Annotated in this window: 27 protein-coding genes; 21 read left to right on the top strand and 6 right to left on the bottom strand. The window is 73.2% G+C overall.

Annotation, left to right across the window (positions count from 1 at the left end; all coding sequences use genetic code 11):
- Positions 1–115 precede the first annotated feature (115 nt).
- From rplM to glmM, 3 genes are all read left to right on the top strand, one after another.
- Positions 116–559, top strand: coding sequence for a 50S ribosomal protein L13 (gene rplM, locus ACFVTF_RS33105; protein ID WP_030055846.1), 444 nt, complete (start codon positions 116–118; stop codon positions 557–559).
- Positions 560–604: 45 nt separating this feature from the next.
- Positions 605–1,114, top strand: coding sequence for a 30S ribosomal protein S9 (gene rpsI, locus ACFVTF_RS33100; RefSeq protein WP_363580124.1), 510 nt, complete (start codon positions 605–607; stop codon positions 1,112–1,114).
- Positions 1,115–1,279: 165 nt separating this feature from the next.
- Complete coding sequence (glmM, locus tag ACFVTF_RS33095; RefSeq protein WP_387817799.1) at positions 1,280–2,644, top strand: phosphoglucosamine mutase; 1,365 nt, start codon at positions 1,280–1,282, stop codon at positions 2,642–2,644.
- A gap of 63 nt (positions 2,645–2,707) precedes the next feature.
- Here the strand turns inward: glmM and coaA are convergent, their stop codons facing one another.
- Positions 2,708–3,703, bottom strand: a complete 996-nt coding sequence (coaA, locus tag ACFVTF_RS33090; RefSeq protein ID WP_063348983.1) for a type I pantothenate kinase — start codon at positions 3,701–3,703, stop codon at positions 2,708–2,710.
- Between the two features lie 99 nt (positions 3,704–3,802).
- On the opposite strand from coaA, the gene glmS reads away from it, so the two are divergent.
- Positions 3,803–5,659, top strand: coding sequence for a glutamine--fructose-6-phosphate transaminase (isomerizing) (gene glmS, locus ACFVTF_RS33085; RefSeq protein ID WP_387817798.1), 1,857 nt, complete (start codon positions 3,803–3,805; stop codon positions 5,657–5,659).
- A 31-nt stretch (positions 5,660–5,690) separates the two neighbouring features.
- Here the strand turns inward: glmS and ACFVTF_RS33080 are convergent, their stop codons facing one another.
- On the bottom strand, positions 5,691–6,248 hold the full coding sequence (locus tag ACFVTF_RS33080; RefSeq protein ID WP_387817797.1) for a Uma2 family endonuclease: 558 nt from the start codon (positions 6,246–6,248) through the stop codon (positions 5,691–5,693).
- A 171-nt stretch (positions 6,249–6,419) separates the two neighbouring features.
- Here ACFVTF_RS33080 and ACFVTF_RS33075 point away from each other — a divergent pair, with 171 nt between their 5' ends.
- From ACFVTF_RS33075 to ACFVTF_RS33055, 5 genes are all read left to right on the top strand, one after another.
- Positions 6,420–7,907, top strand: coding sequence for an NAD(P)H-hydrate dehydratase (locus ACFVTF_RS33075; RefSeq protein ID WP_387817796.1), 1,488 nt, complete (start codon positions 6,420–6,422; stop codon positions 7,905–7,907).
- 218 nt (positions 7,908–8,125) lie between these two features.
- On the top strand, positions 8,126–9,325 hold the full coding sequence (gene alr / locus ACFVTF_RS33070; protein WP_371518436.1) for an alanine racemase: 1,200 nt from the start codon (positions 8,126–8,128) through the stop codon (positions 9,323–9,325).
- A complete protein-coding gene (locus ACFVTF_RS33065) occupies positions 9,322–10,515 on the top strand; it encodes an alpha/beta fold hydrolase (RefSeq protein WP_387817794.1) in 1,194 nt (397 codons plus the stop codon). The genes alr and ACFVTF_RS33065 overlap by 4 nt, the downstream gene beginning before the upstream one ends.
- A 95-nt stretch (positions 10,516–10,610) precedes the next feature.
- Entirely contained in the window at positions 10,611–11,108 is a 498-nt protein-coding gene (gene tsaE / locus ACFVTF_RS33060) for a tRNA (adenosine(37)-N6)-threonylcarbamoyltransferase complex ATPase subunit type 1 TsaE (protein WP_371518439.1), read from the top strand.
- Between the two features lie 117 nt (positions 11,109–11,225).
- Entirely contained in the window at positions 11,226–11,420 is a 195-nt protein-coding gene (locus tag ACFVTF_RS33055; protein WP_063348989.1) for a hypothetical protein, read from the top strand.
- 16 nt (positions 11,421–11,436) lie between these two features.
- Here ACFVTF_RS33055 and ACFVTF_RS33050 read toward each other — a convergent pair whose 3' ends face one another.
- Positions 11,437–12,006, bottom strand: a complete 570-nt coding sequence (locus ACFVTF_RS33050; RefSeq protein WP_371522784.1) for a hypothetical protein — start codon at positions 12,004–12,006, stop codon at positions 11,437–11,439.
- Positions 12,007–12,159: 153 nt separating this feature from the next.
- On the opposite strand from ACFVTF_RS33050, the gene tsaB reads away from it, so the two are divergent.
- The 5 genes from tsaB (at position 12,160) to ACFVTF_RS33025 (ending at position 15,681) form a co-directional block, all read left to right on the top strand.
- Positions 12,160–12,816: a tRNA (adenosine(37)-N6)-threonylcarbamoyltransferase complex dimerization subunit type 1 TsaB gene (tsaB, locus tag ACFVTF_RS33045; protein WP_387817793.1), complete on the top strand. Its 657-nt coding sequence runs from the start codon at positions 12,160–12,162 to the stop codon at positions 12,814–12,816.
- Positions 12,817–12,839: 23 nt separating this feature from the next.
- Complete coding sequence (rimI, locus tag ACFVTF_RS33040) at positions 12,840–13,319, top strand: ribosomal protein S18-alanine N-acetyltransferase (RefSeq protein ID WP_363580297.1); 480 nt, start codon at positions 12,840–12,842, stop codon at positions 13,317–13,319.
- Positions 13,312–14,418 carry a tRNA (adenosine(37)-N6)-threonylcarbamoyltransferase complex transferase subunit TsaD gene (gene tsaD / locus ACFVTF_RS33035; RefSeq protein ID WP_387817792.1) on the top strand — a complete coding sequence of 369 codons (1,107 nt, stop codon included), beginning with the start codon at positions 13,312–13,314 and terminating at the stop codon, positions 14,416–14,418. Before rimI ends, tsaD begins: the two co-directional genes overlap by 8 nt.
- A gap of 11 nt (positions 14,419–14,429) precedes the next feature.
- Positions 14,430–14,675, top strand: a complete 246-nt coding sequence (locus tag ACFVTF_RS33030) for a hypothetical protein (RefSeq protein WP_387817791.1) — start codon at positions 14,430–14,432, stop codon at positions 14,673–14,675.
- A gap of 91 nt (positions 14,676–14,766) precedes the next feature.
- Positions 14,767–15,681: a polysaccharide deacetylase family protein gene (locus ACFVTF_RS33025; RefSeq protein ID WP_387817790.1), complete on the top strand. Its 915-nt coding sequence runs from the start codon at positions 14,767–14,769 to the stop codon at positions 15,679–15,681.
- A 25-nt stretch (positions 15,682–15,706) separates the two neighbouring features.
- Here ACFVTF_RS33025 and ACFVTF_RS33020 read toward each other — a convergent pair whose 3' ends face one another.
- On the bottom strand, positions 15,707–16,873 hold the full coding sequence (locus ACFVTF_RS33020) for an SAM-dependent methyltransferase (protein WP_387817789.1): 1,167 nt from the start codon (positions 16,871–16,873) through the stop codon (positions 15,707–15,709).
- A gap of 317 nt (positions 16,874–17,190) precedes the next feature.
- Between ACFVTF_RS33020 and groES the strand changes: the two genes are divergently transcribed.
- The 3 genes from groES (at position 17,191) to ACFVTF_RS33005 (ending at position 20,374) form a co-directional block, all read left to right on the top strand.
- On the top strand, positions 17,191–17,496 hold the full coding sequence (groES, locus tag ACFVTF_RS33015; protein WP_014136232.1) for a co-chaperone GroES: 306 nt from the start codon (positions 17,191–17,193) through the stop codon (positions 17,494–17,496).
- Positions 17,497–17,612: 116 nt separating this feature from the next.
- Positions 17,613–19,238 (top strand): chaperonin GroEL, encoded by a 1,626-nt coding sequence (gene groL, locus ACFVTF_RS33010; RefSeq protein WP_387817788.1) that lies wholly within the window; start codon positions 17,613–17,615, stop codon positions 19,236–19,238.
- A 140-nt stretch (positions 19,239–19,378) separates the two neighbouring features.
- Positions 19,379–20,374: a LysR family transcriptional regulator gene (locus tag ACFVTF_RS33005; protein ID WP_387817787.1), complete on the top strand. Its 996-nt coding sequence runs from the start codon at positions 19,379–19,381 to the stop codon at positions 20,372–20,374.
- A gap of 89 nt (positions 20,375–20,463) precedes the next feature.
- Here ACFVTF_RS33005 and ACFVTF_RS33000 read toward each other — a convergent pair whose 3' ends face one another.
- A complete protein-coding gene (locus tag ACFVTF_RS33000; RefSeq protein ID WP_063348997.1) occupies positions 20,464–20,790 on the bottom strand; it encodes a WhiB family transcriptional regulator in 327 nt (108 codons plus the stop codon).
- Between the two features lie 559 nt (positions 20,791–21,349).
- Between ACFVTF_RS33000 and ACFVTF_RS32995 the strand changes: the two genes are divergently transcribed.
- From ACFVTF_RS32995 to ACFVTF_RS32980, 4 genes are all read left to right on the top strand, one after another.
- Positions 21,350–21,961, top strand: coding sequence for a response regulator transcription factor (locus ACFVTF_RS32995; protein ID WP_014136228.1), 612 nt, complete (start codon positions 21,350–21,352; stop codon positions 21,959–21,961).
- A 338-nt stretch (positions 21,962–22,299) separates the two neighbouring features.
- Positions 22,300–23,016, top strand: a complete 717-nt coding sequence (gene shbA / locus ACFVTF_RS32990; protein WP_079135824.1) for an RNA polymerase sigma factor ShbA — start codon at positions 22,300–22,302, stop codon at positions 23,014–23,016.
- A 251-nt stretch (positions 23,017–23,267) separates the two neighbouring features.
- A complete protein-coding gene (gene guaB, locus ACFVTF_RS32985; RefSeq protein ID WP_063348998.1) occupies positions 23,268–24,770 on the top strand; it encodes an IMP dehydrogenase in 1,503 nt (500 codons plus the stop codon).
- Positions 24,771–24,960: 190 nt separating this feature from the next.
- Complete coding sequence (locus ACFVTF_RS32980) at positions 24,961–26,088, top strand: GuaB3 family IMP dehydrogenase-related protein (RefSeq protein ID WP_063348999.1); 1,128 nt, start codon at positions 24,961–24,963, stop codon at positions 26,086–26,088.
- Positions 26,089–26,153: 65 nt separating this feature from the next.
- Here the strand turns inward: ACFVTF_RS32980 and ACFVTF_RS32975 are convergent, their stop codons facing one another.
- Positions 26,154–26,717, bottom strand: a complete 564-nt coding sequence (locus ACFVTF_RS32975; RefSeq protein WP_371518446.1) for a hypothetical protein — start codon at positions 26,715–26,717, stop codon at positions 26,154–26,156.
- Positions 26,718–26,875: the final 158 nt, after the last annotated feature.

Here is a 26,875-nt window from a genome sequence, read left to right as displayed (position 1 = left end):
ATCAGGTTCGACGACCAGCGGTCCCCCTTGAATTGCGTCCAAGGTTGGCCAGGCTGCTCTTCCGTCCCAGGTGCTCCTGTCAGGACTCACTCACTGAAAAGCGAAGGCTACGACCGTGCGTACGTACAGCCCCAAGCCCGGCGACGTCCAGCGTCAGTGGCACGTCATCGACGCGACCGACGTCGTGCTCGGCCGCCTGGCTTCCCAGGCCGCCAACCTCCTCCGGGGTAAGCACAAGGCGATCTACGCGCCGCACGTTGACACTGGTGACTTCGTCATCATCATCAACGCCGACAAGGTGCACCTGTCCGGTAACAAGAAGACCCAGAAGCTGGCCTACCGCCACTCTGGCTTCCCGGGCGGTCTGCGGTCGGTGCGCTACGACGACCTGCTGGCGAACAACCCGGAGAAGGCCGTCGAGAAGGCCATCAAGGGCATGATCCCCAAGAACAGCCTGGGCCGCCAGATGCTCTCGAAGCTGAAGGTCTACTCGGGCGACCAGCACCCGCACGCTGCCCAGCAGCCGGTGCCGTTCGAGATCACCCAGGTCGCGCAGTAATTCGGCCACCAAGCCCCCCAACACTGAAAAGAGCTGAGGAACACCGTGGCCGAGACCACTGAAACCCTTGAGGTCGACTTCGACGAGGCCGTTGAGGCCGTCGAGGGCGAGTACACCTCCGAGGAGAGCTACACCTCCGAGTCGCTGGCCGGCCGCTTCGGCGAGGCCATCCCGGGCGCCGGCCTCGGCCGTCGCAAGGAGGCGATCGCCCGCGTGCGCATCGTCCCCGGCACCGGCCAGTGGAAGATCAACGGTCGCACCCTGGAGAACTACTTCCCCAACAAGGTGCACCAGCAGACCGTGAACGAGCCCTTCAAGCTCCTCGAGCTTGACGGCCGTTACGACGTCGTCGCCCGCATCACCGGTGGCGGCGTCTCCGGCCAGGCCTACGCGCTGCGCCTCGGCGTTGCCCGTGCCCTGAACGAGGCCGACGTGGACAACAACCGCGGCGCGCTGAAGAAGGCCGGCTTCCTGACCCGTGACGCCCGCGCCGTCGAGCGCAAGAAGGCCGGTCTCAAGAAGGCCCGCAAGGCGCCGCAGTACAGCAAGCGCTAATCGCGTCCCTGGGGGTGCGGTCCGCCCTGGCGGCGCACCCCCTGGTTGCGCGAACCGTCGCCCCGGAGTACCACGTGTACTCCGGGGCGACGTGTTCCCCGGCTATCGTGCGGCGGCCGGGTGCCATCGGTTGGGTTCCGAGCAGTGGTGATGGAGGACGGGACAGTGGGACGACTCTTCGGTACGGACGGCGTGCGCGGGGTGGCCAACGAGGGCCTGACGGCCGAGCTCGCGCTCGGGCTGTCGGTCGCGGCGGCCCATGTGCTCGGCGAGGCCGGCGCCTTCGAGGGCCACCGGCCGGTCGCGGTGGTCGGCCGGGACCCGCGCGCCTCGGGCGAGTTCCTGGAGGCCGCTGTCATCGCGGGCCTGGCGAGCGCCGGCGTCGACGTGCTCCGGGTCGGCGTGCTGCCGACCCCGGCTGTGGCGTATCTCACCGGCGCGCTCGGCGCCGACTTCGGCGTGATGCTCTCCGCCAGCCACAACGCGATGCCCGACAACGGCATCAAGTTCCTCGCCCGCGGCGGCCACAAGCTGGACGACCGCATCGAGGACGCGATCGAGACCCACTACCGCAAGCACACGCTCGGCAGCGAGGACTGGAACCGCCCGACCGGCGCCGCCGTCGGCCGGGTGCGCGAGTACACCGAGGGCTTCGACAAGTACGTCGCCCACCTGATCGGCGTGCTGCCCAACCGCCTCGACGGCATCAAGGTCGTCATCGACGGCGCCCACGGCGCGGCCGCCTACGTCGCCCCCGAGGCCTTCGCCCGGGCCGGCGCCGAGGTCGTCCACACCCTGGGGGCGGAGCCCACCGGCCTCAACATCAACGACGGCGTCGGCTCCACCCACCTGGACCGGCTGCAGGCCGCCATGACGGAGTACCGCGCCGACCTCGGCATCGCCCTCGACGGCGACGCCGACCGCTGCCTGGCCGCCGACGCGGACGGCAACGAGGTGGACGGCGACCAGATCATCGCCATCCTGGCCGTCGCCATGAAGGACGCCGGCACCCTGCGCCGCAACACCGCGGTGGCCACCGTGATGTCCAACCTCGGCTTCAAGCTGGCGATGGAGCGCGAGGGCGTCGACCTGGTGGAGACCGCCGTCGGCGACCGCTACGTGCTGGAGGCGATGAAGGAGCACGGCTTCGCGCTGGGCGGCGAGCAGTCCGGCCACGTCATCCTGCTCGACCACGCCACCACCGGCGACGGCACCCTGACCGGCCTCATGCTGGGCGCCCGACTGGCCGCCACCAAGCAGCCGCTGGCCGACCTGGCCGCCGTGATGACCCGTCTGCCGCAGCAGCTGATCAACGTCAAGGGCGTCGACAAGAGCCGGGTGAACACCAGCGTCGAGCTGGCCGCCGCCGTCTCCGAGGCCGAGGCCGAACTGGGCTCCACCGGCCGGGTGCTGCTGCGCCCGTCCGGCACCGAGCCGCTGGTCCGGGTCATGGTCGAGGCCGCCGACCCGGTGCAGGCCGAGTCCGTCGCGCAGCGGCTCGCCGAGGCCGTGCGGACGCACCTGGGCTGAACGGGCCCGGTATGACGGAAGGGGCCCCCGCCAGCGGCGGGGGCCCCTTCCGTCATACCGGCGTCAGAGCTTGCGCAGCAGTGCCCGGCGGACCTTGTGGTCCGCCCCCTTCTGGAGGATCAGGGTGGCCCGGCCGCGGGTCGGCAGCACGTTCTCCAGCAGGTTCGGCTTGTTGATGGTGCGCCAGACCTGACGGCCGTACTCCATCGCCTCCTCCTCCGGCACCTCGGTGAAGCGGCGGAAGTAGGAGTTCGGGTCCTGGAAGGCCGTCTGCCGGAGCTTGCGGAAGCGGTCCAGGTACCAGTGCTCGATGTCGTCGGTGCGGGCGTCGACGTAGATCGAGAAGTCGAAGTAGTCGGCCACCGCCAGACGGGTGCGCCCGTCGCTGCCGGGCAGGGCCGGCTGGAGCACGTTCAGGCCCTCGACGATCAGGATGTCCGGGCGCTCCACGGTGAGCCGCTCGCCCTGCACGATGTCGTACACCAGGTGCGAGTACACCGGCGCGGTGACCCGCTCCTTGCCCGCCTTCACGTCCGCGACGAAGCGCATCAGCGCCCGGCGGTCGTACGACTCCGGGAAGCCCTTGCGGGCCATCAGGCCGCGGCGGCGCAGCTCGGCGTTGGGCAGCAGGAAGCCGTCCGTGGTCACCAGCTCGACCCGCGGGTGCTCGGGCCAGCGGGCGAGCAGCGCCTGGAGCAGGCGGGCCGTCGTCGACTTGCCGACCGCGACCGAGCCGGCCACCCCGATGATGAACGGGGTGCGGGTGCGCTCGGTGTCCGGCGTGTCCAGGAAGGTGCCCAGCGTGCCGCGCAGCTCGTGCGTGGCGTGGATGTACAGGTTCAGCAGCCGGGACAGCGGCAGGTAGACGTCGCGGACCTCGTCCAGGTCGAGGGCGGTACCGAGGCCGCGTAGCCGTTCCACCTCCTCGGCGGTCAGCGGCAGCGGCGTACGCTCGCGCAGTGCGCTCCACTCGGCCCGACTGAGGTCCACGTAGGGGGACGGCGACGGGCCGGGCGTGGCGGCGCCCCGCGTACAGAGTTCGGTCAGCACATGCTCCATTGTGAGCCGTGGCGGCGTTCACCGTGGTTGTGGTGTCGGTCACGCAGTGTTCGCGGGAATCGGGAAAAGGGCCTCAGAACCGCCCTTATGCTGGCACGCATGTGCGGAATTGTTGGATACGTGGGCGCGCAGTCCGCCCTCGACGTAGTAATCGCAGGCCTGCAGCGACTGGAGTACCGGGGCTACGACTCGGCCGGTGTCGCGGTGCAGGCGCAGGACTCCGACGGGCAGTGGAGTCTGGTCACCGACAAGCGGGCCGGCAAGCTCGCCAACCTGGAGAAGTCGCTCGCCGAGACCCCTCTGCCCGGCGGCACCACCGGCATCGGCCACACCCGCTGGGCCACCCACGGCGGCCCGACGGACGCCAACGCCCACCCCCACCTGGACGACCACCTCCGGGTGGCCGTGGTGCACAACGGCATCATCGAGAACTTCGCCCAGCTGCGGGCCGAGATCGCCGAGCGCGGCCACACCCTCCGCTCCGAGACCGACACCGAGGTCGTCGCGCACCTCCTCGGCGAGGCCTACGACGGCGACCTCGCGGAGGCCATGCGAGTGGTCTGCCGCCGCCTCGACGGCGCCTTCACCCTCGTCGCCGTGCACGCCGACGCGCCGGACGTCGTCGTCGGCGCCCGCCGCAACTCGCCGCTGGTGGTCGGGCGCGGCGAGGGCGAGAACTTCCTCGCCTCCGACGTCTCCGCGTTCATCGCGCACACCCGCGAGGCCATCGAGCTGGGTCAGGACCAGGTCGTCGAGCTGCGCCGGGACGCCGTCACGGTGACCAACTTCGACGGCACCCCGGCCGACGTGCGCGAGTACCACGTCGACTGGGACGCCTCGGCCGCCGAGAAGGGCGGCTACGACTACTTCATGCTCAAGGAGATCGCCGAGCAGCCGAAGGCCGTCGCCGACACCCTCCTCGGCCGGATCGGCACCGACGGCCGGCTCATCCTCGACGAGCTGCGGATCTCCGACGCGGACCTGCGCTCGGTCGACAAGGTCGTCATCGTCGCCTGCGGCACCGCCTTCCACGCCGGCATGATCGCCAAGTACGCGATCGAGCACTGGACCCGCATCCCCTGCGAGGTCGAGGTCGCCTCCGAGTTCCGCTACCGCGACCCGATCATGGGCCCGGGCACGCTGGTCATCGCCATCTCCCAGTCCGGCGAGACCATGGACACCCTGATGGCCCTGCGACACGCCCGGGAGCAGGGCGCCAAGGTGCTGGCGATCTGCAACACCAACGGCTCCACCATCCCGCGCGAGTCGGACGCGGTGCTGTACACCCACGCCGGCCCCGAGGTCGCCGTCGCCTCCACCAAGGCGTTCCTGACCCAGCTGGTCGCCTGCTACCTGGTCGCCCTCTACCTGGGCCAGGTGCGCGGCACCAAGTGGGGCGACGAGATCTTCGCCGTCATCAAGGAGCTCGGCGACGCGCCCAAGCAGGTCGAGCAGGTCCTGGAGACCATGGAGCCGGTGCGCGAGCTGGCCCGCTCGCTCGCCGACGCCCGCTCGGTGCTGTTCCTCGGCCGTCACGTCGGCTTCCCGGTGGCCCTGGAGGGCGCGCTCAAGCTCAAGGAGCTGGCGTACATGCACGCCGAGGGCTTCGCGGCGGGCGAGCTCAAGCACGGCCCGATCGCGCTGATCGAGGAGGGGCTGCCGGTCGTCGTGGTCGTCCCCTCGCCGCGCGGGCGGTCGATCCTGCACGACAAGATCGTCTCCAACATCCAGGAGATCCGGGCCCGTGGCGCCCGTACCATCGTGATCGCGGAGGAGGGCGACGAGGCGGTCGTCCCGTACGCGGACCACCTGATCCGCATCCCGGCCACCCCGACCCTGCTCCAGCCGCTGGTCTCCACCGTGCCGCTCCAGGTCTTCGCGTGCGAGCTGGCGACGGCCAAGGGCCACGAGGTCGACCAGCCTCGCAACCTGGCCAAGTCGGTCACCGTCGAGTAGTACGGCGTGGTGCCCCTGCGGTGGCTGTGCCCTACCGCAGGGGCGCCGTGTCGAGCGTGAAGGAGAAGGGGGCGGGCAGGTCGATCGGCTTGCCGAAGGGGACCGAATCCTTGTCGGTGTAGTCGTTGTCCTCGGGTTTGGAGAACAACGTGACCATGCCTTCGCTGCGGTCGACCAGTAGGTAGCAGGGGATGCCGGCGGCGGCGTAGCCGCGACGCTTCTGCTCGCGGTCCAGGCGCGGGCTCGTGGACGTGATTTCGAAGACGAGCAGTACGCCGTCGGCGTCGGCCCACGAACCGGCGTTCAGGAAGTGGTTGACCGGGCAGACGGTTCCATCGGGGATGAACCGTCCGGTCGGTACGATCAGGCCCTTGTTGCCGAGGAGATCCAGGTCGATCGCGGCCTTGCGGAAGAACTGCTTGGCGAGCAGGGAAAACGCGGTCTCGTGCTCTCCGTCCGGCGGTGGCGTCACGGCGATTTCCCCTTCGATGAGCTCTGCCTTGTAGCCGGGCGGGGTGTCCAACTCCAGGAACGCCTGGATGAGGTTGTCCCGGCCTCGCGGGCCCTCGACAGCTGGCATGGCGACCATGGCCCTTCTCCCTCCTGTGGGTCCGTGCCGAGCCACAAGGTAGGCGCGTGGACTGACACCGGTGGGGGATCGAAGTGGTTGTCACTCGAAAGTGTCCCGCAGCTCGGCCTGCCGTGGGGCGGTGACGCGGGCTAGCGTCGGCGGTACGTCGACTGCTGAAGGAGCCCTCGCATGCGTCATGCCCATCGGGTGGAAGTCGTCCGGGCCGCCGAGGCCGCGCTGATGGCGCGGCTGCCGGAGGGGACGCTGATGCAGCGGGCGGCCGCCGGGCTGGCGGCGACCTGTGCCCGGCTGCTGGCGGGGCGTCGGGGGCGGGTGTACGGCAGTCGGGTGGTGGTGCTGGCCGGCAGCGGGGACAACGGGGGTGACGCCCTGTACGCCGGGGCGGCACTGGCCCGGCGGGGCGCGCGGGTGACGGCGGTGCTGCTCGCGCCGGAGCGCGCGCACGCGGGCGGGCTGGCCGCGCTGAGGGCTTCCGGCGGGCGGGTGGTGCTGGATCAGGAAGTCGGCCTGGCCGACTTCTCGCGCGCCGACCTGGTGCTGGACGGCATCGTCGGCATCGGCGGCCGGGGCGGGCTGCGGGACGGGGCCCGGCCGTACGCGCGGGCCGGGCGGCGCGGGGTCGTGGTGGCCGTGGACCTGCCCAGCGGGGTCGACGCCGACACCGGCGAGGTGCCGGGCGAGGCGCTGCGCGCGGACGTCACGGTCTGCTTCGGCACGTACAAGCCGGGCCTGCTGGTGGACCCGGGCGCCTCCTACGCGGGCGCCGTCCAGCTGGTCGGGATCGGACTGGAGCCGCCCGCGCCGGAGGTGACGGCCCTGCAGCACGCGGACGTGGCGGCGCTGCTGCCGCTGCCGGGCGCCGAGAGCGACAAGTACCGGCGGGGCGTGGTCGGGGTGGCGGCCGGTTCGGCGACGTACCCGGGCGCGGCGCTGCTGGCGGTGGCCGGGGCGCTGCACGGCGGCGCGGGCGCCGTCCGGTACGTCGGCACGGCGGCCGAGGAGGTGGTGCGGCGCTTCCCGGAGGTGCTGGTCACCGAGGGCGGGCCGGCCGGGGCCGGGCGGGTGCAGGCCTGGGTGGTCGGGCCGGGCGGCGGCGAGGGGGCGCGGCAGGCGCTGGCCGAGGCGCTGTCGAGCGACGTCCCGGTCCTGGTGGACGCGGACGGGCTGACCGAGCTGGCCCGGCTCGGCCCGGACGCGCTGGCCGGCCGGACGGCCCCCACCCTGCTCACCCCGCACACCGGCGAGGCCGCCCGGCTGCTCGCGGGCGCCGACGGCACCGCGCCGCCGCCCGCCGACTCGCTGGCCGCCGCCCGGCTGGCCACCGCCCGCCGGCTGGCGGCCGCCTACCGGGCGACGGTCCTGCTCAAGGGCTCCACCACGGTGATCGCCGACCCGGGCGGCGCCGTCCGGGTCAACCCGACCGGTACGTCCTGGCTGGCCACGGCCGGCAGCGGCGACGTCCTGGCGGGCCTGGCGGGCTCCCTGCTGGCGGCCGGCCTGTCGCCGCTGGACGCCGCGTCGGTGGGCGCCTACCTGCACGGTCTGGCGGGCCGCCACGCGGCGGGCGACCCGGGCGCGCCGGTGACGGCGCCGGCGGTGGCGCAGGCGCTGCCCGCGGTGTGGCGGGCGGTGCGGGAGGCGGCGCGGGAGGCGTAGCCGGGGGCGTCGGTCGAGGACGGACGGGCGGTGCGGGAGGCGTAGGCCCGGGGCGGGCGGGACGGGCGATGCGGAACCGATCGGTCCTCCGTGGGCGTCCGGAACAGGGTGACGAGCGGTGCGCCGCAGGTCGGCGCGGTGCCGGGGGCCCCGGCACCGGCCGCCGCACGGACGGGCCGTTCGGCGAGGACTCCGGGATGTCTGGGAGACTGACCCTGATGACAACTGCGAACACGACCGGCACGGCCACCCTGACCGACGGCGTAAGGGCCGAGGCGACCATCGATCTGGCCGCCCTGCGCGGCAACCTCGCCGCGCTGCGCGAGCGCGTCGGCAGCTCGGCGGTGATGCTCGCGGTCAAGGCGGACGCCTACGGCCACGGCGCCGTCGAGTGCGCCCGCGAGGCGGTCGCGAACGGGATCGGCTGGCTCGGCTGCGCGACGCCCGAGGAGGCGCTGGCACTGCGGGCCGCGGGCATCCGCCCGGAGCAGGCCCGCGTCCTGTGCTGGCTGTGGACGCCGGGCGGACCGTGGCGGGAGGCGCTGCGCGCGGGCATCGACATCTCGGTGAGCGGCCAGTGGGCGCTGGACGAGCTGCTGCCGGCCGTCCGGGAGACCGGCATCCCGGCCCGGGTGCACCTGAAGGCGGACACCGGTCTGGGCCGCAACGGCTGCCAGCCGCACGACTGGCCGCACCTGGTGGCCGCCGCCCGCCGCGCCGAGGCGGAGGGGCTGCTGACCGTGGTCGGCGTCTGGTCGCACTTCGCCGCCGCCGACGAGCCGGGCCACCCGTCGATCCAGGCCCAGCTGGACTCCTTCCACGTGGCGCTGGCCCGGGCCGAGGCCGCCGGGCTGCGCCCGGAGGTGCGGCACCTGGCGAACTCGCCGGCCACCCTGCTGCTCCCGCAGTCGCACTTCGACCTGGTCCGCACCGGCCTGGCCGCGTACGGGCTGTCGCCGGTGCCGGAGGTCGGGTCGCCGGCCGACTTCGGGCTGCGCCCGGTGATGGCGCTGACCGCGCGGCTGGCGCTGGTCAAGCACGTTCCGGGCGGGCACGGGGTCAGCTACGGCCACCACTACGTGACGCCGGGCCCGACCACGCTGGGCCTGGTCCCGGTCGGCTACGGCGACGGCATCCCGCGGCACGCCAGCGGTACCGGCCCGGTGCAGATCGGCGGCAAGTGGCGCACGATCGCCGGCCGGGTGGCGATGGACCAGTTCGTCGTGGACCTGGGCGGGGACACCCCCGCGATCGGCGACGAGGTGCTGCTGTTCGGCAACGGCGAGCAGGGCGAGCCGACCGCCGAGGACTGGGGCCGGGCCTGCGGCACCATCTCGTACGAGATCGTGACCCGGATCGGCGCCCGGGTCCCGCGCCGCTACCTGGGCGGCAGCCGCACCGAGGGCGCGGGCGCATGACGGAGGGACCGGCCGAGAGCGGCCCGGTCGCGGCGGTGGCCAAGGCGGCCGGCGCGGCCTCCGGGGTGAGCCGGGCCGGTGTGATCGGGATCTCGGTCGGCGTGCTGGCGGCCGGGGCGGCCGCCGGGGTGGCGATAGAGCGGCTGACCGTCGGTCGGGCGACCCGCCGCCGGGCCCGGGCCGAGCTGGACGCCGAGGCCCCGTACGGCTCGCTGCGCGGGCGCCCGCGGACGGTGGCCGCGCCGGACGGCACTGAGCTGTACGTCGAGCTGGACGGCACCGGCCCCGAGCCGGACGGCGACACCTCCGGCCCCGAGCCGCTGACCGTGGTGTTCTGCCACGGCTACTGCCTCAACCAGGACAGCTGGCACTTCCAGCGGGCCGCGCTGCGCGAGGGACTGCGGCTGGTCTTCTGGGACCAGCGCAGCCACGGCCGCTCCGAGCGCTCCCGCTCCTACCTGGCCGGTGAGCCGGCCAGTATCGACCAGCTGGGCGGCGACCTCAAGGCGGTGATCGACGCCGTCGCGCCGACCGGGCCGCTGGTGCTGGTGGGCCACTCGATGGGCGGCATGACGGTGATGGCGCTGGCCGACCAGTACCCGGAGCTGTTCCGGGAGAGGGTCGCCGGGGTGGCGCTGATCGGCACGCTGGCGGGGGACTGGAACGAGGTCAGCCTCGGGCTGCCGTCGGCCGGCGCGAAGCTGTTCAAGAAGGTCGCGCCCGGGATGATGCGGCTGCTGGGCCGACAGGTCGAGCTGGTGGAGGCGAGCCGGCGGCTGGGCGCGGACGTCGCCGCCGTCTTCTACCGGAGGTTCTCCTTCGGCGGGCGGGACGTCGACCCGGGCGTGGTGCGGTTCGCCGAGCAGCTGCTGGACGCCACCCCGATCGACGTGGTCGCCGAGTTCTACCCGGTGTTCGGCACGCACGAGAAGTACGGGGCGCTCGCCGCGCTGAGGGGCCTGCCGGCGCTGGTGCTGGCCGGTACGAAGGACCTGCTGACGCCGTCGGCGCACAGCGAGGCGATGGCCGAGCGGCTGCCCGGCGCGGAGCTGGTGCTGGTGGAGGGCGCCGGGCACCTGGTGATGCTGGAGCGTCCGGAGCTGGTCGACCACGAGCTGGTGGCGCTGCTGCGCCGGGCCGCCGACTTCGCCGCCGCCGGGCCGCCCCCGGCGGTCCTGGACGGCCCCTGACCCCTTCCGGCGCACGCCGGGCCGGCGATGTGGCACGGTAGCGGTGGCGGCCGGCGGTCGGCACGCCGGTACGGACCGAAGGGCAAGACACGCGCATGGGCTCGCACGCCACTCTCACCGTCCCCACCCCGGAGCGGATGGGCCGGCTCGGCCGGGAGCTGGCCGCGCTGCTGCGGCCCGGGGACCTGGTGCTGCTCTCCGGCGAACTGGGAGCGGGGAAGACCACGCTGACCAGGGGCCTGGGGGAGGGGCTGGGGGTCCGCGGGGCGGTGACCTCGCCGACCTTCGTGATCGCCCGGGTGCATCCGTCGCTGGTCGGCGGCCCGGCGCTGGTGCACGTGGACGCGTACCGGCTCGGCGGGGACCTGGACGAGATGGAGGACCTCGACCTGGACGTCTCGCTGCCGGAGTCGGTGGTCGTGGTCGAGTGGGGCGAGGGCAAGGTCGAGCGGCTGTCCGAGGACCGGCTGGAGGTGCGGATCGAGCGCGCCCTCGGCGACACCGCCGACGAGGGCGACCTGGACCCGCGCCGGGTGGTGCTGACCGGCCTCGGTCCGCGCTGGACGGGCGTCGCGCTGGAGGCGCTCGGCTGAGGCCCGAACCCGGGTGTGCGCCGTTTTGCCGACAGGCTGTCGGGAAGTGTTGCGGGCGTGGTGCCCGGCGTGGTGGGATGGGTGCTGCGGTTAGGTCTGCCTAACTAGGGAGGCGCCATGTCGAGCACCACCCCCGCCCCGAAGCGCGCCGGGCACGGCGCCGGGGCCGGAGAGTCCGCCCGCCGCGTCCAGGGGGCGCCGATGCGGGCGCTGCTGGCCGCCTGCGCGGCCGCCGAGGCGGTGTCCACCCCGCCCGAGCCGGAGCCCCGGCGGGCCGAGGAGCCGGAGACGGGCACACCCCGCGCGGCCTGACACGCCCGGGCCGGGTTCAGGCGACCACGACCACCTTGGTGCCGTTCGGCGCGAAGTCCCAGAGCAGCTGGCCGTCCGGGCGGCCGCTGCGGATGCCGCCGGTCTTGGCGTTCGGCTCGGCGGTCGGGGTCGCGCCGTCCACGGCGGCGCTGAAGCCGAACACCACGCCGTTCTGCTGCGCGAAGCGCACCACGTGCTCGATCTGCTTGCCGTCCGTCCCGGTGGTCGTCGGGGTGCGGCTGTAGACCGAGTAGCTGCCCGGAGCCGGCTCGACCGAGCCTGGGGTGACCGGGAAACCGGGTGTGACCTGCGGGTTCTTCTTCGGGTCGACCAGCCAGACGTAGTGGCTGCTGATCGAGTAGACCACCCGGGTGCCGCTGCCCGAGACGGTCGGCAGCGGCGGGGCCGTCGGGGTGGCCGAGGCGCTCGGCGTCGCGGAGGCGGCCGGCCCGCTGGACGTCGCGGTGCTGGCGGTCGGCTTGGCGCCGGCCGCCCGGTCCTGGGCTCCGTTGGCCTGGAAGGCCAGCAGGCTCACCACCGCCAGGGCCCCCAGGGTCAGCCCCGTGACCACCACACCAGGACCCATCTTCGCCACGTGCCGCTCCCGCCGCCGTCCCTTTACGTACCGCCCCATCGTGCCAGGTCCGTCCAGCCGGGGCGCGGCGCCCCGGATGTGTGTTCCCGGGTGGCACACCCGGTCGATCAGCCGGTCGGACCAACGTCGGTCTAACCTTGACCCGTGCTGCTGCTCGCGTTCGACACCGCTACCCCCGCCGTCACCGCCGCCGTCCACGACGGCACGGCCGTCCTCGCCGAGACCCACCAGGTCGACGCCCGGCGCCACGGCGAACTGCTCCTGCCCGCGATCGACCAGGTCCTGCGGGCGGCCGGCGTCGACAAGCACCGGCTCACCGGCATCGCGGTGGGCGTCGGTCCGGGCCCGTACACCGGCCTGCGGGTCGGCCTGGTGACCGCCGCCGCGCTCGGCCACGCCCTCGGGCTGCCGGTGCACGGCGTCTGCACCCTGGACGCGATCGCCCACCAGGCCCGCGCCGAGGGCCTGGACGGGCAGCCGTTCACGGTGGCCACCGACGCGCGCCGCAAGGAGGTCTACTGGGCCTCCTACGACGCCGACGGCCGCCGCACCGAGGGCCCCGGCGTGGACCGCCCCGCCGAGCTGGCCCCGCGCCCGCGGTCGGTCGGCGCCGGCGCGCTGCTCTACCCCGAGACCTTCCCCGGCGCGCACGGCCCCGAGCACGTGTCGGCCGGCGCCCTGGCCGGCTTCGCCGCCGCCGAGCTGAAGGCCGGCCGGGAGCTGCTGCCGAACGTCCCGCTGTACCTGCGCCGTCCGGACGCCCAGGTGCCGGCCGGCTACAAGGCGGTGCTCCCGGCGTGAAACACGGCACCACCCTGCGCCCGATGCGCTGGTGGGACATCGCGCCGGTGATGGAGCTGGAGCTGCGACTCTTCCCCGAGGACGCCTGGTCCACCGGGATGTACTGGTCCGAGCTGGCCGAGACCCACCCCGGCGGCACCCGCCACTACACCGTCGCCACCAACGCGGACGGCGCCGTCGTCGGCTACGCCGGGCTGATGGCGATCGCCGGCGAGGGCGACGTCCAGACCATCGCCGTCGACCAGCGCCACCAGGGCGCCGGCCTCGGCGCGGCGCTGCTCACCGACCTGATCCGGGAGGCCGCCCGCCGCGGCTGCGCCGAACTGCTGCTGGAGGTGCGGGTGGACAACCCGCGCGCCCAGCAGCTGTACGAGCGCTTCGGCTTCCAACCGGTGGGCATCCGGCGCGGCTACTACCAGCCCGCCAACGTCGACGCGCTGGTGATGCGCCTCGACCACCCCAGCACTGACCCGAAGGACCTTAAGGACACCCGCCATGGCTGACGAACCGCTCGTCCTCGGCATCGAGACCTCCTGCGACGAGACCGGCGTCGGCATCGTGCGCGGTACCACGCTGCTGGCCGACGCGGTCGCCTCCAGCGTCAACGACCACGCCCGCTTCGGCGGCGTCGTCCCGGAGATCGCCAGCCGCGCCCACCTGGAGGCGATGGTCCCGACCATCCAGCGCGCCCTGGACACCGCCGGCGTCAAGGCGAGCGACCTGGACGGCATCGCGGTCACCGCGGGCCCCGGTCTGGCCGGCGCGCTGCTGGTCGGCGTCAGCGCCGCCAAGGCGTACGCCTGGGCGCTGGACAAGCCGCTGTACGGGGTCAACCACCTCGCCTCGCACATCTGCGTCGACCAGCTGGAGCACGGCCGGCTGCCGTCGCCGACGATGGCGCTGCTGGTCTCCGGCGGGCACTCCTCGCTGCTGCTCAGCGAGGACATCACCAGCGACGTCCGACCGCTCGGCGCGACCATCGACGACGCGGCCGGCGAGGCCTTCGACAAGGTCGCCCGGGTGCTCGGCCTGGGCTTCCCCGGCGGCCCGGTGGTCGACCGCACCGCCCGCGAGGGCGACCCCAAGGCGATCGCCTTCCCGCGCGGCCTGAGCGGCCGCAACGACCCCGCGTACGACTTCTCCTTCTCCGGCCTGAAGACCGCCGTCGCCCGCTGGGTGGAGGCCAAGCGCCGGGCCGGCGAGGAGGTGCCGATCGCCGACGTGGCGGCGTCCTTCCAGGAGGCCGTCACCGACGTGCTCACCCGCAAGGCCGTCAAGGCGTGCCGGGACAACGGCGTCGACCACCTGATGATCGGCGGCGGGGTGGCCGCCAACTCGCGGCTGCGCGAGATGGCCCAGCAGCGCTGCGACCGGGCCGGCATCCGGCTGCGGGTGCCCCGGCCGGGCCTGTGCACCGACAACGGCGCGATGGTGGCCGCGCTGGGCTCCGAGATGGTGTGGCGCGACCGCACGCCGTCCGCGCTCGACCTGTCCGCCGACTCCTCGCTGCCGGTGACCGAGGCGCACGTGCCGGGCGCGGACGTCCGGCACGGCGACGTCCACGGCCAGGCGTACCAGGCCCTCACCGGCGGCTCCGAGTGACCGTCGCCGCGATGTGGGAGGCCCGCGCCGCCACCGGTCGCGGGGCCGAACTCGCCTCCTGGGTACGGGAGGTGGCGCTGCTGGCGGTGCGCGGCTCGGCCGGGCTGGTCCGCACCGAGCTGCTCGGCGCGCCCGGCGAACGGGTGCTGCTGATCACCTGGTGGACCGGCGAGCCGGTGCCGGTCGCCGACCCGCCGGCCGACCTGCTCGGCCGCCCGGTGCACCGCTGGTCCTTCACCAGCGAGCACGTCGAATAGGCGTCGAACAGGCACTGTCCGGGAACCGCCGCCCCGACCGCTACCGTGCATAGCTGAGAAGAAGCTGGACGGGAACCGGGAGCGCGCTGCGGTGAACAGGGACGGTCGGAGCAGGACCAGGACGTACGCGGTGGGGGCGCTGGCCCTGCTGGCCCTGGCCACCGGATGCGGCGACAACGGGGGCGGCGCCGCCCCGGCGGCGGCCGGCGGCAGCTCGGCGACCACGCCCCAGCCCGCCGGGGGCGGCGCCGTGCCGACCAGCCCGGCCGGCACGCCCACCACCGCGGCCCCGGCCGGCGGGGACCCGGCGGCCTGGGCGAAGTGGAACCTCAAGCCGCTGGCGCCGGCCCCCGCACCGCCCGCGGACAAGCCCATCAAGCTCGAACGGACCGGCCCCGTACCGGTGTTCAGCGAGGTGAAGACGAGCGACAAGGTCGTCTTCATCACCATCGACGACGGCGCCGAGAAGGACCCGAAGTTCGTCGAGATGCTGACCGAGCTCAAGGTGCCGATCTCGATGTTCCTGACCCGGGACATCGTCAAGAACGACTACGGCTACTTCAAGCCGCTCCAGGCGCTCGGCAACCACATCCAGAACCACACCGTGGACCACCCGGTGATGAGCAAGATCCCGGTGGAGAAGCAGAAGTCCGAGATCTGCGACGCGCAGTCCGCGCTCACCCAGCAGTACGGCACCGCCCCGCTGCTGTTCCGCCCGCCGTTCGGGGACGGCGCCAACACCCCGACGCTGAACAACTCGGTCCAGCAGTGCGGCCCGCGCGCGATGGTGCTCTGGCGCGAGTCGATGCAGATCCACGACATGCAGTACCAGGCGGCGGACAAGAAGCTGAAGTCCGGCGACATCATCCTGGCGCACTTCCGCGGCCCGAAGGAGCTCAAGGGCGCCACGATGACCCAGATGTTCGGCGACCTGCTGGCCCGGATCCAGGAGCAGGGCTTCTCGGTGGCCCGGCTGGAGGACTACATCCAGGCGCCCGCCTCGTAGTCCGGGCGCCCGCCCCGCGGCCGCCTCAGGCGGGCCGGCCGAGCATCATCAGCGGCCCGTTGTCGGTGCGGCTGAGGATCACCGTGACGGCGTTCGGCCCGGAGGGCTTGAGCTGGCGGCGCAGCTCCTCCGGGGTGATCGCCATCCCGCGCTTCTTGATCACCACCGTGCCGACCCCGCGCTCGCGCAGCAGCGCCTTCAGCCGCTTGATGTGGAACGGCAGCACGTCGGTGAGCTCGAAGGCGTGCGCGTACGGGGTGGCCACCAGCCGGTCCGAGGTCAGGTAGGCGATCTTCGGGTCGATCAGCCGCCCGCCCACCTGCTCGGCCACCTCGGCCACCAGGTGGGCCCGGATCACCGCGCCGTCCGGCTCGTACAGGTAGCGCCCGACCGGGCCGGCCGGCGGGTCGGGCAGGTCGCCGCCGGTGAGGCTGGCGGCCTGCGGCAGCAGGGTGGCGCGGTGCGGGCGGGCGGCCCCGGTGCCGAACCAGAGCACCGCCTCCTTCACGTCGCCGTGGTCGGAGACCCACTCCGCCTCGGCGTCGGCCGGGACGGCCTCGTGCGGGATGCCCGGGGCGACCTTCAGCGCGCCGATCGGGGTCCGGCGGCCGGCCTCGATCGCCCAGGAGAGCGGCGGGGCGTACGCCTCCGGGTCGAACACCCGGCCGCGCGCCGTCCGCCGCGCCGGGTCGGTGAACACCGCGTCGTAGCCGGTGACGTCCACCTCGGCGACGTCCGCGCAGCGCACCCGGACCAGGTCGGACAGGCCCAGCGCGGCCGCGTTGGCGGCGGTGGCGGCGCAGGCCGCCGGGTCCTTGTCGACGGCCAGCACCTCGATCCCGGCCCTGGCCAGCGCCAGCACGTCCCCGCCGATGCCGCAGCACAGGTCGGCCAGCCGGCGGACGCCCAGTTCGGCGAAGCGGCGCGCCCGCCACTCGGCCACGCTGCGCCGGGTGGACTGCTCGACGCCGTTGGGCGTGAAGTACATCAGGTCGGCGTCCGGCCCGAACTTCGCCCGCGCCCGCTGCCGCAGCCGGGCCTGCCCGAAGGCCGCCGACACCAGCTCGGCCGGGTGCTCCCGCCGCAGCCTGGTGGCCAGCGCCAGCTCCTCCTCGGGCGTGAACTCGCGCAGTTCGGCGAGCAGGGCCTGGCCCTCGGGGGTCAGCAGGGGCTGGAGGTTCTCGGTGTCCACGGGGCCATTCTGGCGGGTTGGCGGCCCCACCGGCTCCGACGGCCGGCGCGGTGGGCGGGGTCGCGGCCCGCGGCGGGAGCCCGCCCGGGGCGGGGTGGTCGCACAGGAGTACGGCTGCGCGCCCGCGGTTCGGGACGCCAGGGCGCGCCGTTGGCACTCTGGTTGACTGAGTGCTAACACCGGCCTATGGTCGTCCTTGGCACTCCCCACTGGGGGAGTGCTAACGCGAAGACGTGTGCCTGACCCCCGCGACGGCAGGCCCGCAGGTTCGCTCCTACCCGTTAGAAACCCCGTAATCTCCGAAGGGGAGCTCGGACGTGACCACCAGCAGCAAGGTTGCCATCAAGCCGCTTGAGGACCGCATCGTGGTCCAGCCGCTCGACGCCGAGACCACCACGGCCTCCGGCCTGGTTATCCCGGACACCGCCAAGGAGAAGCCCCAGGAGGGCGTCGTCCTGGCCGTCGGCCCGGGCCGCTTCGAGGACGGCCAGCGTCTGCCGCTCGACGTCGCCGTCGGTGACATCGTCCTGTACTCGAAGTACGGCGGCACCGAGGTGAAGTACCAGGGCGAGGAGTACCTGGTTCTCTCCGCTCGCGACGTTCTCGCCATCATCGAGAAGTAAGTCGTTCCGACCCGCCCCGGATCCGTGTCCCAAGTGACAGGGGCCCGGGGCGTGGTTGTTGGTTCACGTAGTCCGGCGGCCGGTGGGCCGGCCGAAGCCCCGAGGGAATAGGGAACATGGCGAAGATCCTGCAGTTCAACGAGGACGCCCGCCGCTCGCTGGAGCGCGGTGTCAACAAGCTGGCCGACACCGTCAAGGTGACCATCGGCCCCAAGGGCCGCAACGTCGTCATCGACAAGAAGTTCGGCGCCCCGACCATCACCAACGACGGTGTCACCATCGCCCGTGAGGTCGAGCTGGACGACCCGTACGAGAACCTTGGCGCGCAGCTCGTCAAGGAGGTCGCCACCAAGACCAACGACGTCGCGGGTGACGGCACCACCACCGCCACCGTGCTGGCCCAGGCCCTGGTCAACGAGGGTCTGCGCAACGTCGCCGCCGGTGCCGGCCCGGCCGCCCTGAAGAAGGGCATCGACAAGGCCGTCGCCGCCGTCTCCGAGCACCTGCTCTCGGTGGCCCGCGAGATCGAGGGCAAGGACGACGTCGCCGCCGTCGCGTCCCTCTCCGCCCAGGACACCCAGGTCGGCGAGCTGATCGCCGAGGCGATCGACAAGGTCGGCAAGGACGGTGTCATCACCGTCGAGGAGTCGAACACCTTCGGCGTGGAGCTGGACTTCACCGAGGGCATGCAGTTCGACAAGGGCTACCTGTCGCCGTACTTCGTCACCGACGCGGAGCGGCAGGAGGCGGTCCTGGAGGACCCGTACATCCTGATCAACCAGGGCAAGATCTCCTCCATCCAGGAGCTGCTGCCGCTGCTGGAGAAGATCCTCCAGGGCGGTGCCTCCCGGCCGCTGCTGATCATCGCCGAGGACGTCGACGGCGAGGCGCTGTCCACCCTCGTGGTGAACAAGATCCGCGGCACCTTCAACGCGGTCGCCGTCAAGGCCCCGGGCTTCGGCGACCGCCGCAAGGCGATCCTCGGCGACCTGGCCACCCTGACCGGCGGCACGGTCATCTCCGAGGAGGTCGGCCTCAAGCTCGACCAGGTCGGCGTGGACGTGCTGGGCACCGCCCGTCGCGTGACCATCACCAAGGACGAGACCACCGTCGTCGACGGCGCCGGTGACACCGAGGCCGTGGCCGGCCGCGTCGCCCAGATCAAGGGTGAGATCGCCGCCACCGACTCCGACTGGGACCGCGAGAAGCTGCAGGAGCGCCTGGCCAAGCTGGCCGGCGGCGTCTGCGTCATCAAGGTCGGCGCCGCCACCGAGGTGGAGCTGAAGGAGCGCAAGCACCGCCTGGAGGACGCCATCTCGGCGACCCGTGCCGCGGTCGAGGAGGGCATCGTCGCCGGTGGCGGCGCCTCCCTGGTGCACGCCGCCAAGGTGCTGGACGGCGGCCTGGGCCTGTCGGGCGACGAGGCGACCGGTGTCGCGGTCGTCCGCAAGGCGCTGCACGAGCCGCTGCGCTGGATCGCCCAGAACGCCGGCCTGGAGGGCTACGTCATCACCTCCAAGGTCTCCGAGCTGGAGATCGGCCAGGGCTACAACGCGGCCACCGGCGAGTACGGCGACCTGGTGAAGGCCGGCGTCATCGACCCGGTCAAGGTCACCCGCTCCGCCCTGGAGAACGCGGCCTCGATCGCCTCCCTGCTGCTCACCACCGAGACCCTCGTGGTGGAGAAGAAGGAAGAGGAGGCCGAGGCGGGCCACGGCCACGGTCACGGCCACTCGCACTGACGCCTGACGGTCGACCGGAGGCCCGGTCCGCGCCCCTCGGGGTGCGGCCGGGCCTCCGGCGTGTTCGGCGTGTTCGGCGCTTGAGGGTTCAATCATCAGTAGAATTTTGCCATTGGCAAAGATTGCCTTATAACTGAGGCATGATCGAGGCCCGTCACCTGCGCGTTCTGCGTGCCGTCGCCCGCACCGGCTCCTTCTCCGCCGCCGCCCGCGAGCTGGGCTGTACGCAGCCCGCCATCAGCCAGCAGATGAAGGCCCTGGAGAAGTCGGTGGACACCCCGCTGGTGGTCCGCTCCGGCCGGGGCATGCAGCTCAGCGAGGCGGGTCGGGTGCTGCTCAAGCACGCCACCGGGATCCTGGCCGGGCTCTCCGCCGCCGAGGAGGAGATCGCCGCGATCGCCGGGCTGCGGGCCGGGCGGGTGCGGCTGGTCTCCTTCCCGACCGCGAGCTCCACCCTGGTGCCGCCCGCGGTCGCCCGGCTGCGGGACAGCCATCCGGGGGTGCGCGTGTCGCTGGTCGAGGCGGAGCCGCCGGAGTCGCTGGCGATGCTGCGCGGCGGCGAGTGCGAGATCGCGCTGGCCTTCCGCTACCCGCAGTCCGACGACGGCGTCGCGCTGCCGGCGCCCGCGCACGGGACACCGCGCGAGGCGCGGGCCGAGGCCAACCTGGAGGCGCAGCAGCTGAGCGCCGGCTCCGACTGGTCCGATCTGGTGGTCACCCCGCTGCTGGACGACCCGCTGGTGGGCCTGCTGCCCGCCGCGCACCGGCTGGCGGGGCGCGGCAGGCCGGTGGAGCTGGCCGAGCTGGCGGGGGAGCAGTGGATCGCGGGCTGCCCGCAGTGCCGGGGGCACCTGGTGGAGCTGTGCGCGGGGGCGGGCTTCGAGCCCAGGATCGACTTCGCGACCGACGACTATCCGGCGGTGGTCGGCCTGGTGGCGGCCGGGCTGGGGGTGGCGGTGCTGCCCCGGCTGGCACTGGAGTCGGTGCGCCCGGACGGGGTGTCGACGGTGCCGGTGCGGACGGCCGCGGGGGCGCCGGCGGTGCGGCAGGTGGTCGCGCTGACCCTGCCGGACCTGGCCGAGGTGCCGGCCGTGGCGCTGATGCTGGAGCGGCTGGCGGGGTCGGCCGGGCGCTGACCTCCGGGGCCTGAGCGTTCTGGACCGGGCTTGAACGGCCCGGGATGCAGAGAGGAAACGTTTCTTCGCGGTGCGCCGTGGAGGCGGGGCTAGCGCCGGGCGATCGCCGGCGGGGTCAGCGGGACCTCCACCAGCCGGTGCCGCGAACGCCCCAGCATCTCCTCGCGCTCGTCCTCGGTCATCCCACCCCAGACGCCGTACGGTTCGCGGACCGCCAACGCGTGCGCCGCGCACTCGGTGATCACCGGGCAGCGCATGCAGACCTCCTTGGCACTGGCCTCGCGCGAACTCCGCGCGGCCCCGCGTTCGCCCTCGGGGTGGAAGAAGAGCGAACTGTCCACGCCACGGCAGGCTGCTGAGAGCTGCCAGTCCCAGAGGTCCGCGTTGGGGCCTGGGAGGCGGGAGAAATCTGCCATGGCTCATTCCCTTCAGAGGCTCGTCGGCCGTGGGCCGGCGCTCAGCGGGCTGCTGCTGGGCGGCACGGCGGGCGTCGATGCACTGGTGTGGACACCTGGAAATATGACTTACGGCAACTCCATGGACAAGTCACCCACAGAGTGGCACAACAGTCAATGACCATACGAAAGCTATAAAAACGGGCAAAGTGGGCAAGGGCTTCGGCGGGCGCGGGCGTGGCATTCGGGTGGCCGACGGGCGCGCGACGCTCCGCACCGGTGTGCGGGTCGTGCGCCCACCGCGCGCGAGCTGGGCAAAAGTGCGGCGTGTGCACCGCGATGCGGCTGATCGGTAATGGGTTGGCCACGTACAGTGGTGGAGATGGCCCCGAAGGCCGTAACTCATTCGAGTGACGGTCGTTGGAAGTGCGGAGGCGGTTAGCGGGCGCCGGACGTCGGGAACGATCGCGGGAATTCGAGGCGATCAGCACGGACTCTGTCGCCGATCGGCCGTGTCGGAGAGGTTCGTACCAGCCAGGAGGCTCAACGTGACGCGGATCAGCTGCGGAGGACGACGGTCATGACTTCCGTTCTCGTTTGCGACGATTCCCCGCTCGCCCGCGAGGCGCTTCGCCGCGCGGTCGCGACCGTACCCGGTGTGGACCGGGTCACCACCGCGACGAACGGGGAGGAGGTCCTCCGCCGCTGGGTGGCCGACCGCTCCGATCTCGTTCTGATGGACGTCCGGATGCCCGGCCTCGGCGGGGTCGAGACGGTCCGGCGGCTGCTGTCCGCCGATCCGGGCGCGCGGATCATCATGCTCACCGTCGCCGAGGACCTCGACGGGGTCGCGCTCGCGGTGGCCGCGGGCGCCCGGGGGTACCTGCACAAGGACGCCTCGCGCGCCGAGCTGCGGGCCACCGTCACCCAGGCCCTCGCCGACCCGACCTGGCGGCTCGCCCCGCGCCGGCTGCGCAGCCCCGACATGGGCGCGGCGCCCACGTTGACGGCGCGTGAGATCCAGGTGCTGGAGGGCATGAGCCACGGCCGCAGCAACGCCGAGATCGGCCGCGAGCTGTTCCTGTCCGAGGACACCGTCAAGACCCACGCCCGACGGCTGTTCAAGAAGCTCGGGGCCTCCGACCGCGCGCACGCGGTGGCGCTGGGTTTCCGCTGGGGCCTGGTCCGCTGACCGCCGGTGGCGCCGCCGGCTGCGGCGCGCCGCCGGCGGTTCCCGGGACGGACGCCGTCCGGGCGTGTGACGTTACGGTCCCGAGGTTGCACCATGGAGGAGTGGAGCACCTCGGGGACCAGCGGACAGGCACTGCGGCGAACCACACGGCCGCGGGACATTCGGCGGACGGCGCGAAGGACGGGACCACCGACGGCGGCGGGGCGGGAGGCGGCACGGTGCAGGAGGGGCCGGTGGTGCGCGGCGGCACGCCGTACGGCGCCGCAGCGCATAACGTTCCGGTGCACAACTCCGGACGCGGTGCCGCGTTTTCCCGCGCGACCAGGCACCATGGACCGATGCGTGACGACGTCGCCGGTGCGGCCGGCCAGGCGGACCCGGTGGAGGCCGAGCCCTCCGGCCCGGGTGGCGATCCGTCGTACGCCGATCCCGGCGGCCCCGGCGCGGTGCCCGGCCCCGGTCGACCGCCGGTGCTCGGCGCGGGCGGCTCCCCGCTGGTGGGCGAGCTCGTCGCGGCCGCCGTCCGCGGTGAGGGCCCGGCCATCGACGCCCTGCTCGCCTACGTCCATCCGCTGGCGCTGCGCTACTGCCGCGGCCGGCTGGTCCGGCTGCCCGGCGGCGCCCGGCACCACGTGGACGACGTCGCCCAGGAGGTCTGCGTCGCGGTGCTGTGCGCGCTGCCCCGGTACAAGGACCAGGGGCGGCCGTTCGAGGCCTTCGTCTACGGCATCGCCGCGCACAAGATCGCCGATCTGCAGCGGGCCGCGATGCGCGGGCCCGGTTCGACGGTCGTCCCGCAGGACGACCTGCCGGAGGTGCCGGACGAGGCGCTCGGCCCGGAGGAGCAGGCGCTGCTGAGCAGCGACGCGGCCTGGGCCAAGGAACTGCTCTCCAACCTGCCGGCCCGTCAGCGCGAACTGGTGCTGTTGCGGGTGGCCGCCGGGCTCTCGGCGGAGGAGACCGGCGAGGTGCTGGGGATGTCCCCGGGCGCCGTCCGGGTGGCGCAGCACCGGGCGCTCAGTCGGCTGCGGGCACTCGCGGAGGAGTCCTCCTGAAGCCTTGACCGGCCGGAATGAGCCACGGGGGGCCGGTGTTGTCAAGGGCACACGAGGACACATTCGCGGTGCCAGTACCATGGGGTATCGGCGCCTGGGCGGGTTGCCAAAGTTTCGCGGGTGCGCGCGGGGTTCCCCTGGAGGTTCCTCCAAAACCACCCGGCTTCGGCGGTCTGCTGCGAGTGAGCGATGAACGCGCCCCACCCTCAGGGCGTGAGCGGAATAGGCCGGCCACGGAAGGTACCCCCCAAATGTCTTACAACGCCGCAGGCGTACCCGAGAAGTTCGCCATGCTCGGGCTCACGTTCGATGACGTCCTGCTGCTGCCCGGGGCCTCCGCGGTGCTGCCGAACCAGGTCGACACCTCCTCGCGGGTCTCCCGGAACGTGCGCGTCAACATCCCGCTGCTCTCCGCCGCGATGGACAAGGTCACCGAGGCGCGGATGGCGATCTCGATGGCCCGCCAGGGCGGCGTCGGCGTGCTGCACCGCAACCTGTCGGTCGAGGACCAGGCCAACCAGGTCGACCTGGTGAAGCGCTCCGAGTCCGGCATGGTCACCGACCCGATCACGGTCGGCCCGAACACCACGCTGGCCGAGGCCGACGCGCTGTGCGCCAAGTTCCGCATCTCCGGCGTGCCGATCGCGGACGAGGCCGGCAAGCTGCTCGGCATCGTCACCAACCGTGACATGGCCTTCGAGTCGGACCGCAGCCGCCAGGTCCGCGAGATCATGACCCCGATGCCGCTGATCACCGGCAAGGTCGGCATCTCCGGGGTGGACGCGATGGCGCTGCTGCGCCGTCACAAGATCGAGAAGCTGCCGCTGGTCGACGACGAGGGCCGGATCAAGGGCCTGATCACCGTCAAGGACTTCGTCAAGGCCGAGCAGTACCCGAACGCCGCCAAGGACGCCGAGGGCCGTCTGCTGGTCGGTGCCGCCGTCGGTGCCAGCGCCGAGGCGTTCGACCGGGCCCAGGCCCTGGTCGAGGCCGGTGCGGACTTCCTGGTCGTGGACACCTCGCACGGTCACAGCCACAACGCGCTGGCCTGGATCGGCAAGATCAAGTCGGCCGTCGGGATCGACGTGGTCGGCGGCAACGTGGCCACCCGTGACGGCGCCCAGGCGCTGATCGACGCGGGCGTGGACGGCGTCAAGGTCGGCGTCGGCCCCGGCTCCATCTGCACCACCCGCGTGGTCGCCGGCATCGGCGTCCCGCAGATCACCGCCATCTACGAGGCCGCGGTGGCCTGTCAGGCGGCCGGCGTGCCGGTCATCGGCGACGGCGGCCTGCAGTACTCCGGCGACATCGGCAAGGCGCTGGCCGCCGGCGCCGACACCGTGATGCTGGGCTCGCTGCTGGCCGGCTGCGAGGAGTCCCCGGGTGAGCTGATGTTCATCAACGGCAAGCAGTTCAAGTCCTACCGCGGCATGGGCTCGCTGGGCGCGATGCAGTCCCGCGGCCAGGGCCGCTCGTACTCCAAGGACCGCTACTTCCAGGCCGAGGTGGCCTCGGACGACAAGCTCGTCCCCGAGGGCATCGAGGGCCAGGTGCCCTACCGCGGCCCGCTGTCGGCCGTGCTGCACCAGCTGGTCGGCGGCCTGCGCCAGACCATGGGCTACGTCGGCGCCGCCACCATCGCCGAGATGGAGAGCAAGGGCCGCTTCGTCCGGATCACCTCGGCGGGCCTCAAGGAGAGCCACCCGCACGACATCCAGATGACCGTCGAGGCGCCGAACTACTCCAACCGCTGAGTCCGCGGACCTCAGGGGCCCGTCGCCGCACCGCGGTGGCGGGCCCCTCGGCGCGCCCGGGAGCGGGGGCCGGGCCGCCGGGGCGGGCCCCGCGCCCCGGAGGCGAGCGCGCGAGGCAACCGGGGTGCGGGATACTGGGGGCGGCCGGGGTGACCCGGCGGGCATGAGCAACAAACCAGAAGGGCTCGAAGTGACTGAGATCGAGATCGGGCGAGGCAAGCGCGGCCGACGGGCGTACTCCTTCGACGACATCGCCGTCGTCCCCAGCCGCCGTACCCGGGACCCGAAGGAGGTCTCGATCGCCTGGCAGATCGACGCCTACCGCTTCGAGCTGCCGTTCCTGGCCGCCCCGATGGACAGCGTGGTCTCGCCGCAGCAGGCCATCGCCATCGGCCGCCTCGGCGGCCTCGGCGTGCTGAACCTGGAAGGCCTCTGGACCCGCTACGAGGACCCGCAGCCGCTGCTCGACGAGATCGCCACGATCACCGACGAGGCCGCCGCGACCCGCCGCCTCCAGGAGATCTACGCCGCGCCGATCCGCGCCGAGCTGATCAAGCAGCGGATCCAGGAGGTCCGCGACTCCGGTGTGGTCACCGCCGCCGCGCTCTCGCCGCAGCGCACCGCCGAGTTCTCCAAGGCCGTCGTGGACGCCGGCGTCGACGTCTTCGTCATCCGCGGCACCACCGTCTCGGCCGAGCACGTGTCCAGCGGCGCGGAGCCGCTCAACCTCAAGCAGTTCATCTACGAGCTGGACGTCCCGGTGATCGTCGGCGGCTGCGCCACGTACACCGCGGCCCTGCACCTGATGCGCACCGGCGCGGCCGGCGTGCTGGTCGGCTTCGGCGGCGGCGCCGCCCACACCACCCGGGGCGTCCTCGGCATCCAGGTGCCGATGGCCACCGCCGTCGCCGACGTGGCCGCCGCCCGCCGGGACTACATGGACGAGTCCGGCGGCCGCTACGTGCACGTGATCGCGGACGGCGGCGTCGGCTACAGCGGCGACATCCCGAAGGCCGTCGCCTGCGGCGCCGACGCGGTGATGATCGGTGCCGCGCTGGCCCGTGCCACCGACGCGCCCGGCAAGGGCTTCCACTGGGGCATGGAGGCCGTCCACGAGGAGCTGCCGCGCGGCAAGCGGGTGGACCTCGGCACGGTCGGCACCACCGAGGAGATCCTGACCGGTCCCTCGCACACCCCCGACGGCACCATGAACCTGTTCGGCGCGCTGCGCCGCGCGATGGCCACCACCGGCTACACCGAGCTCAAGGAGTTCCAGCGGGTCGAGGTGACCGTCAACCCGGCGCTCAACCACCGCTGAGACGCGTCGTGGTGAAGGCCCCCGTCGGTTCGGCCGGCGGGGGCCTCGGGCTGTCCGGACCGGCGTCAGCCGCGGTTGGCGGTGCGGCGGGTGAGCAGGAAGCCGCCGACCAGGGCGATGCCGTAGAAGGCGAGGTCGAGCGCGCGCAGCTCGGCGCGCCAGTGCGCCAGGGCGTCGTGCGGCAGGCCGCGCGGGCCGGGGCCGGCCGCGTGCACCCGGCGGAGCTGGCCGGTCAGCTGGCCGATCAGCAGCGCGCAGGCCGCGAGCAGCGCGCCGAGCAGCGGCAGCACCCGGCTGCGGCCGCCGAGCCGGCCGAGCGGTAAGGCGACCAGGGCGGCGAGGGCGATGGCCAGCCAGCCGAGGCTGTCCGCGGCCCGGGCCGGCGCGCAGCCGTAGGCCAGGCCGCCGAGCAGCATGGCGAGGACGGCGAGGGTGACCGCCAGGGCGGTGCGGCGGCGCGGGCCCGTCCGGTGGGAGCGGACGGCGGGGACGTATCCGGCCACCGGGACACCGGGCATACCGGGTGCGACGTAGCCCTCGGGGGAATCCAGGGTGGGTGTGACCGAGTAGTGCTGGGCGGTGCGCGGCCGGCCCGACTGGCCGTCAGCGCCCGGTGCGGGTGCGGTCATGGGCGTCGGATCCCCCCGGAAAGACGATGAGCTGCCGAACGGTAGCAGCGCCCCGGTTAGATCTTGGCGAGTTTTCGATCACAGATCGGGCACGGAGCGCCGAGCCCGATCCGGCACGCCCCGGATCGGGTGCGGGGGTCGGGTGGTCCCGGCCCCCG

This window comes from Kitasatospora sp. NPDC057940, assembly GCF_042887425.1.
Lineage (GTDB): Bacteria > Actinomycetota > Actinomycetes > Streptomycetales > Streptomycetaceae > Kitasatospora.
Note: the sequence above shows the minus strand (reverse complement) of the source record. Positions and strands in the feature narration are given on the sequence as shown.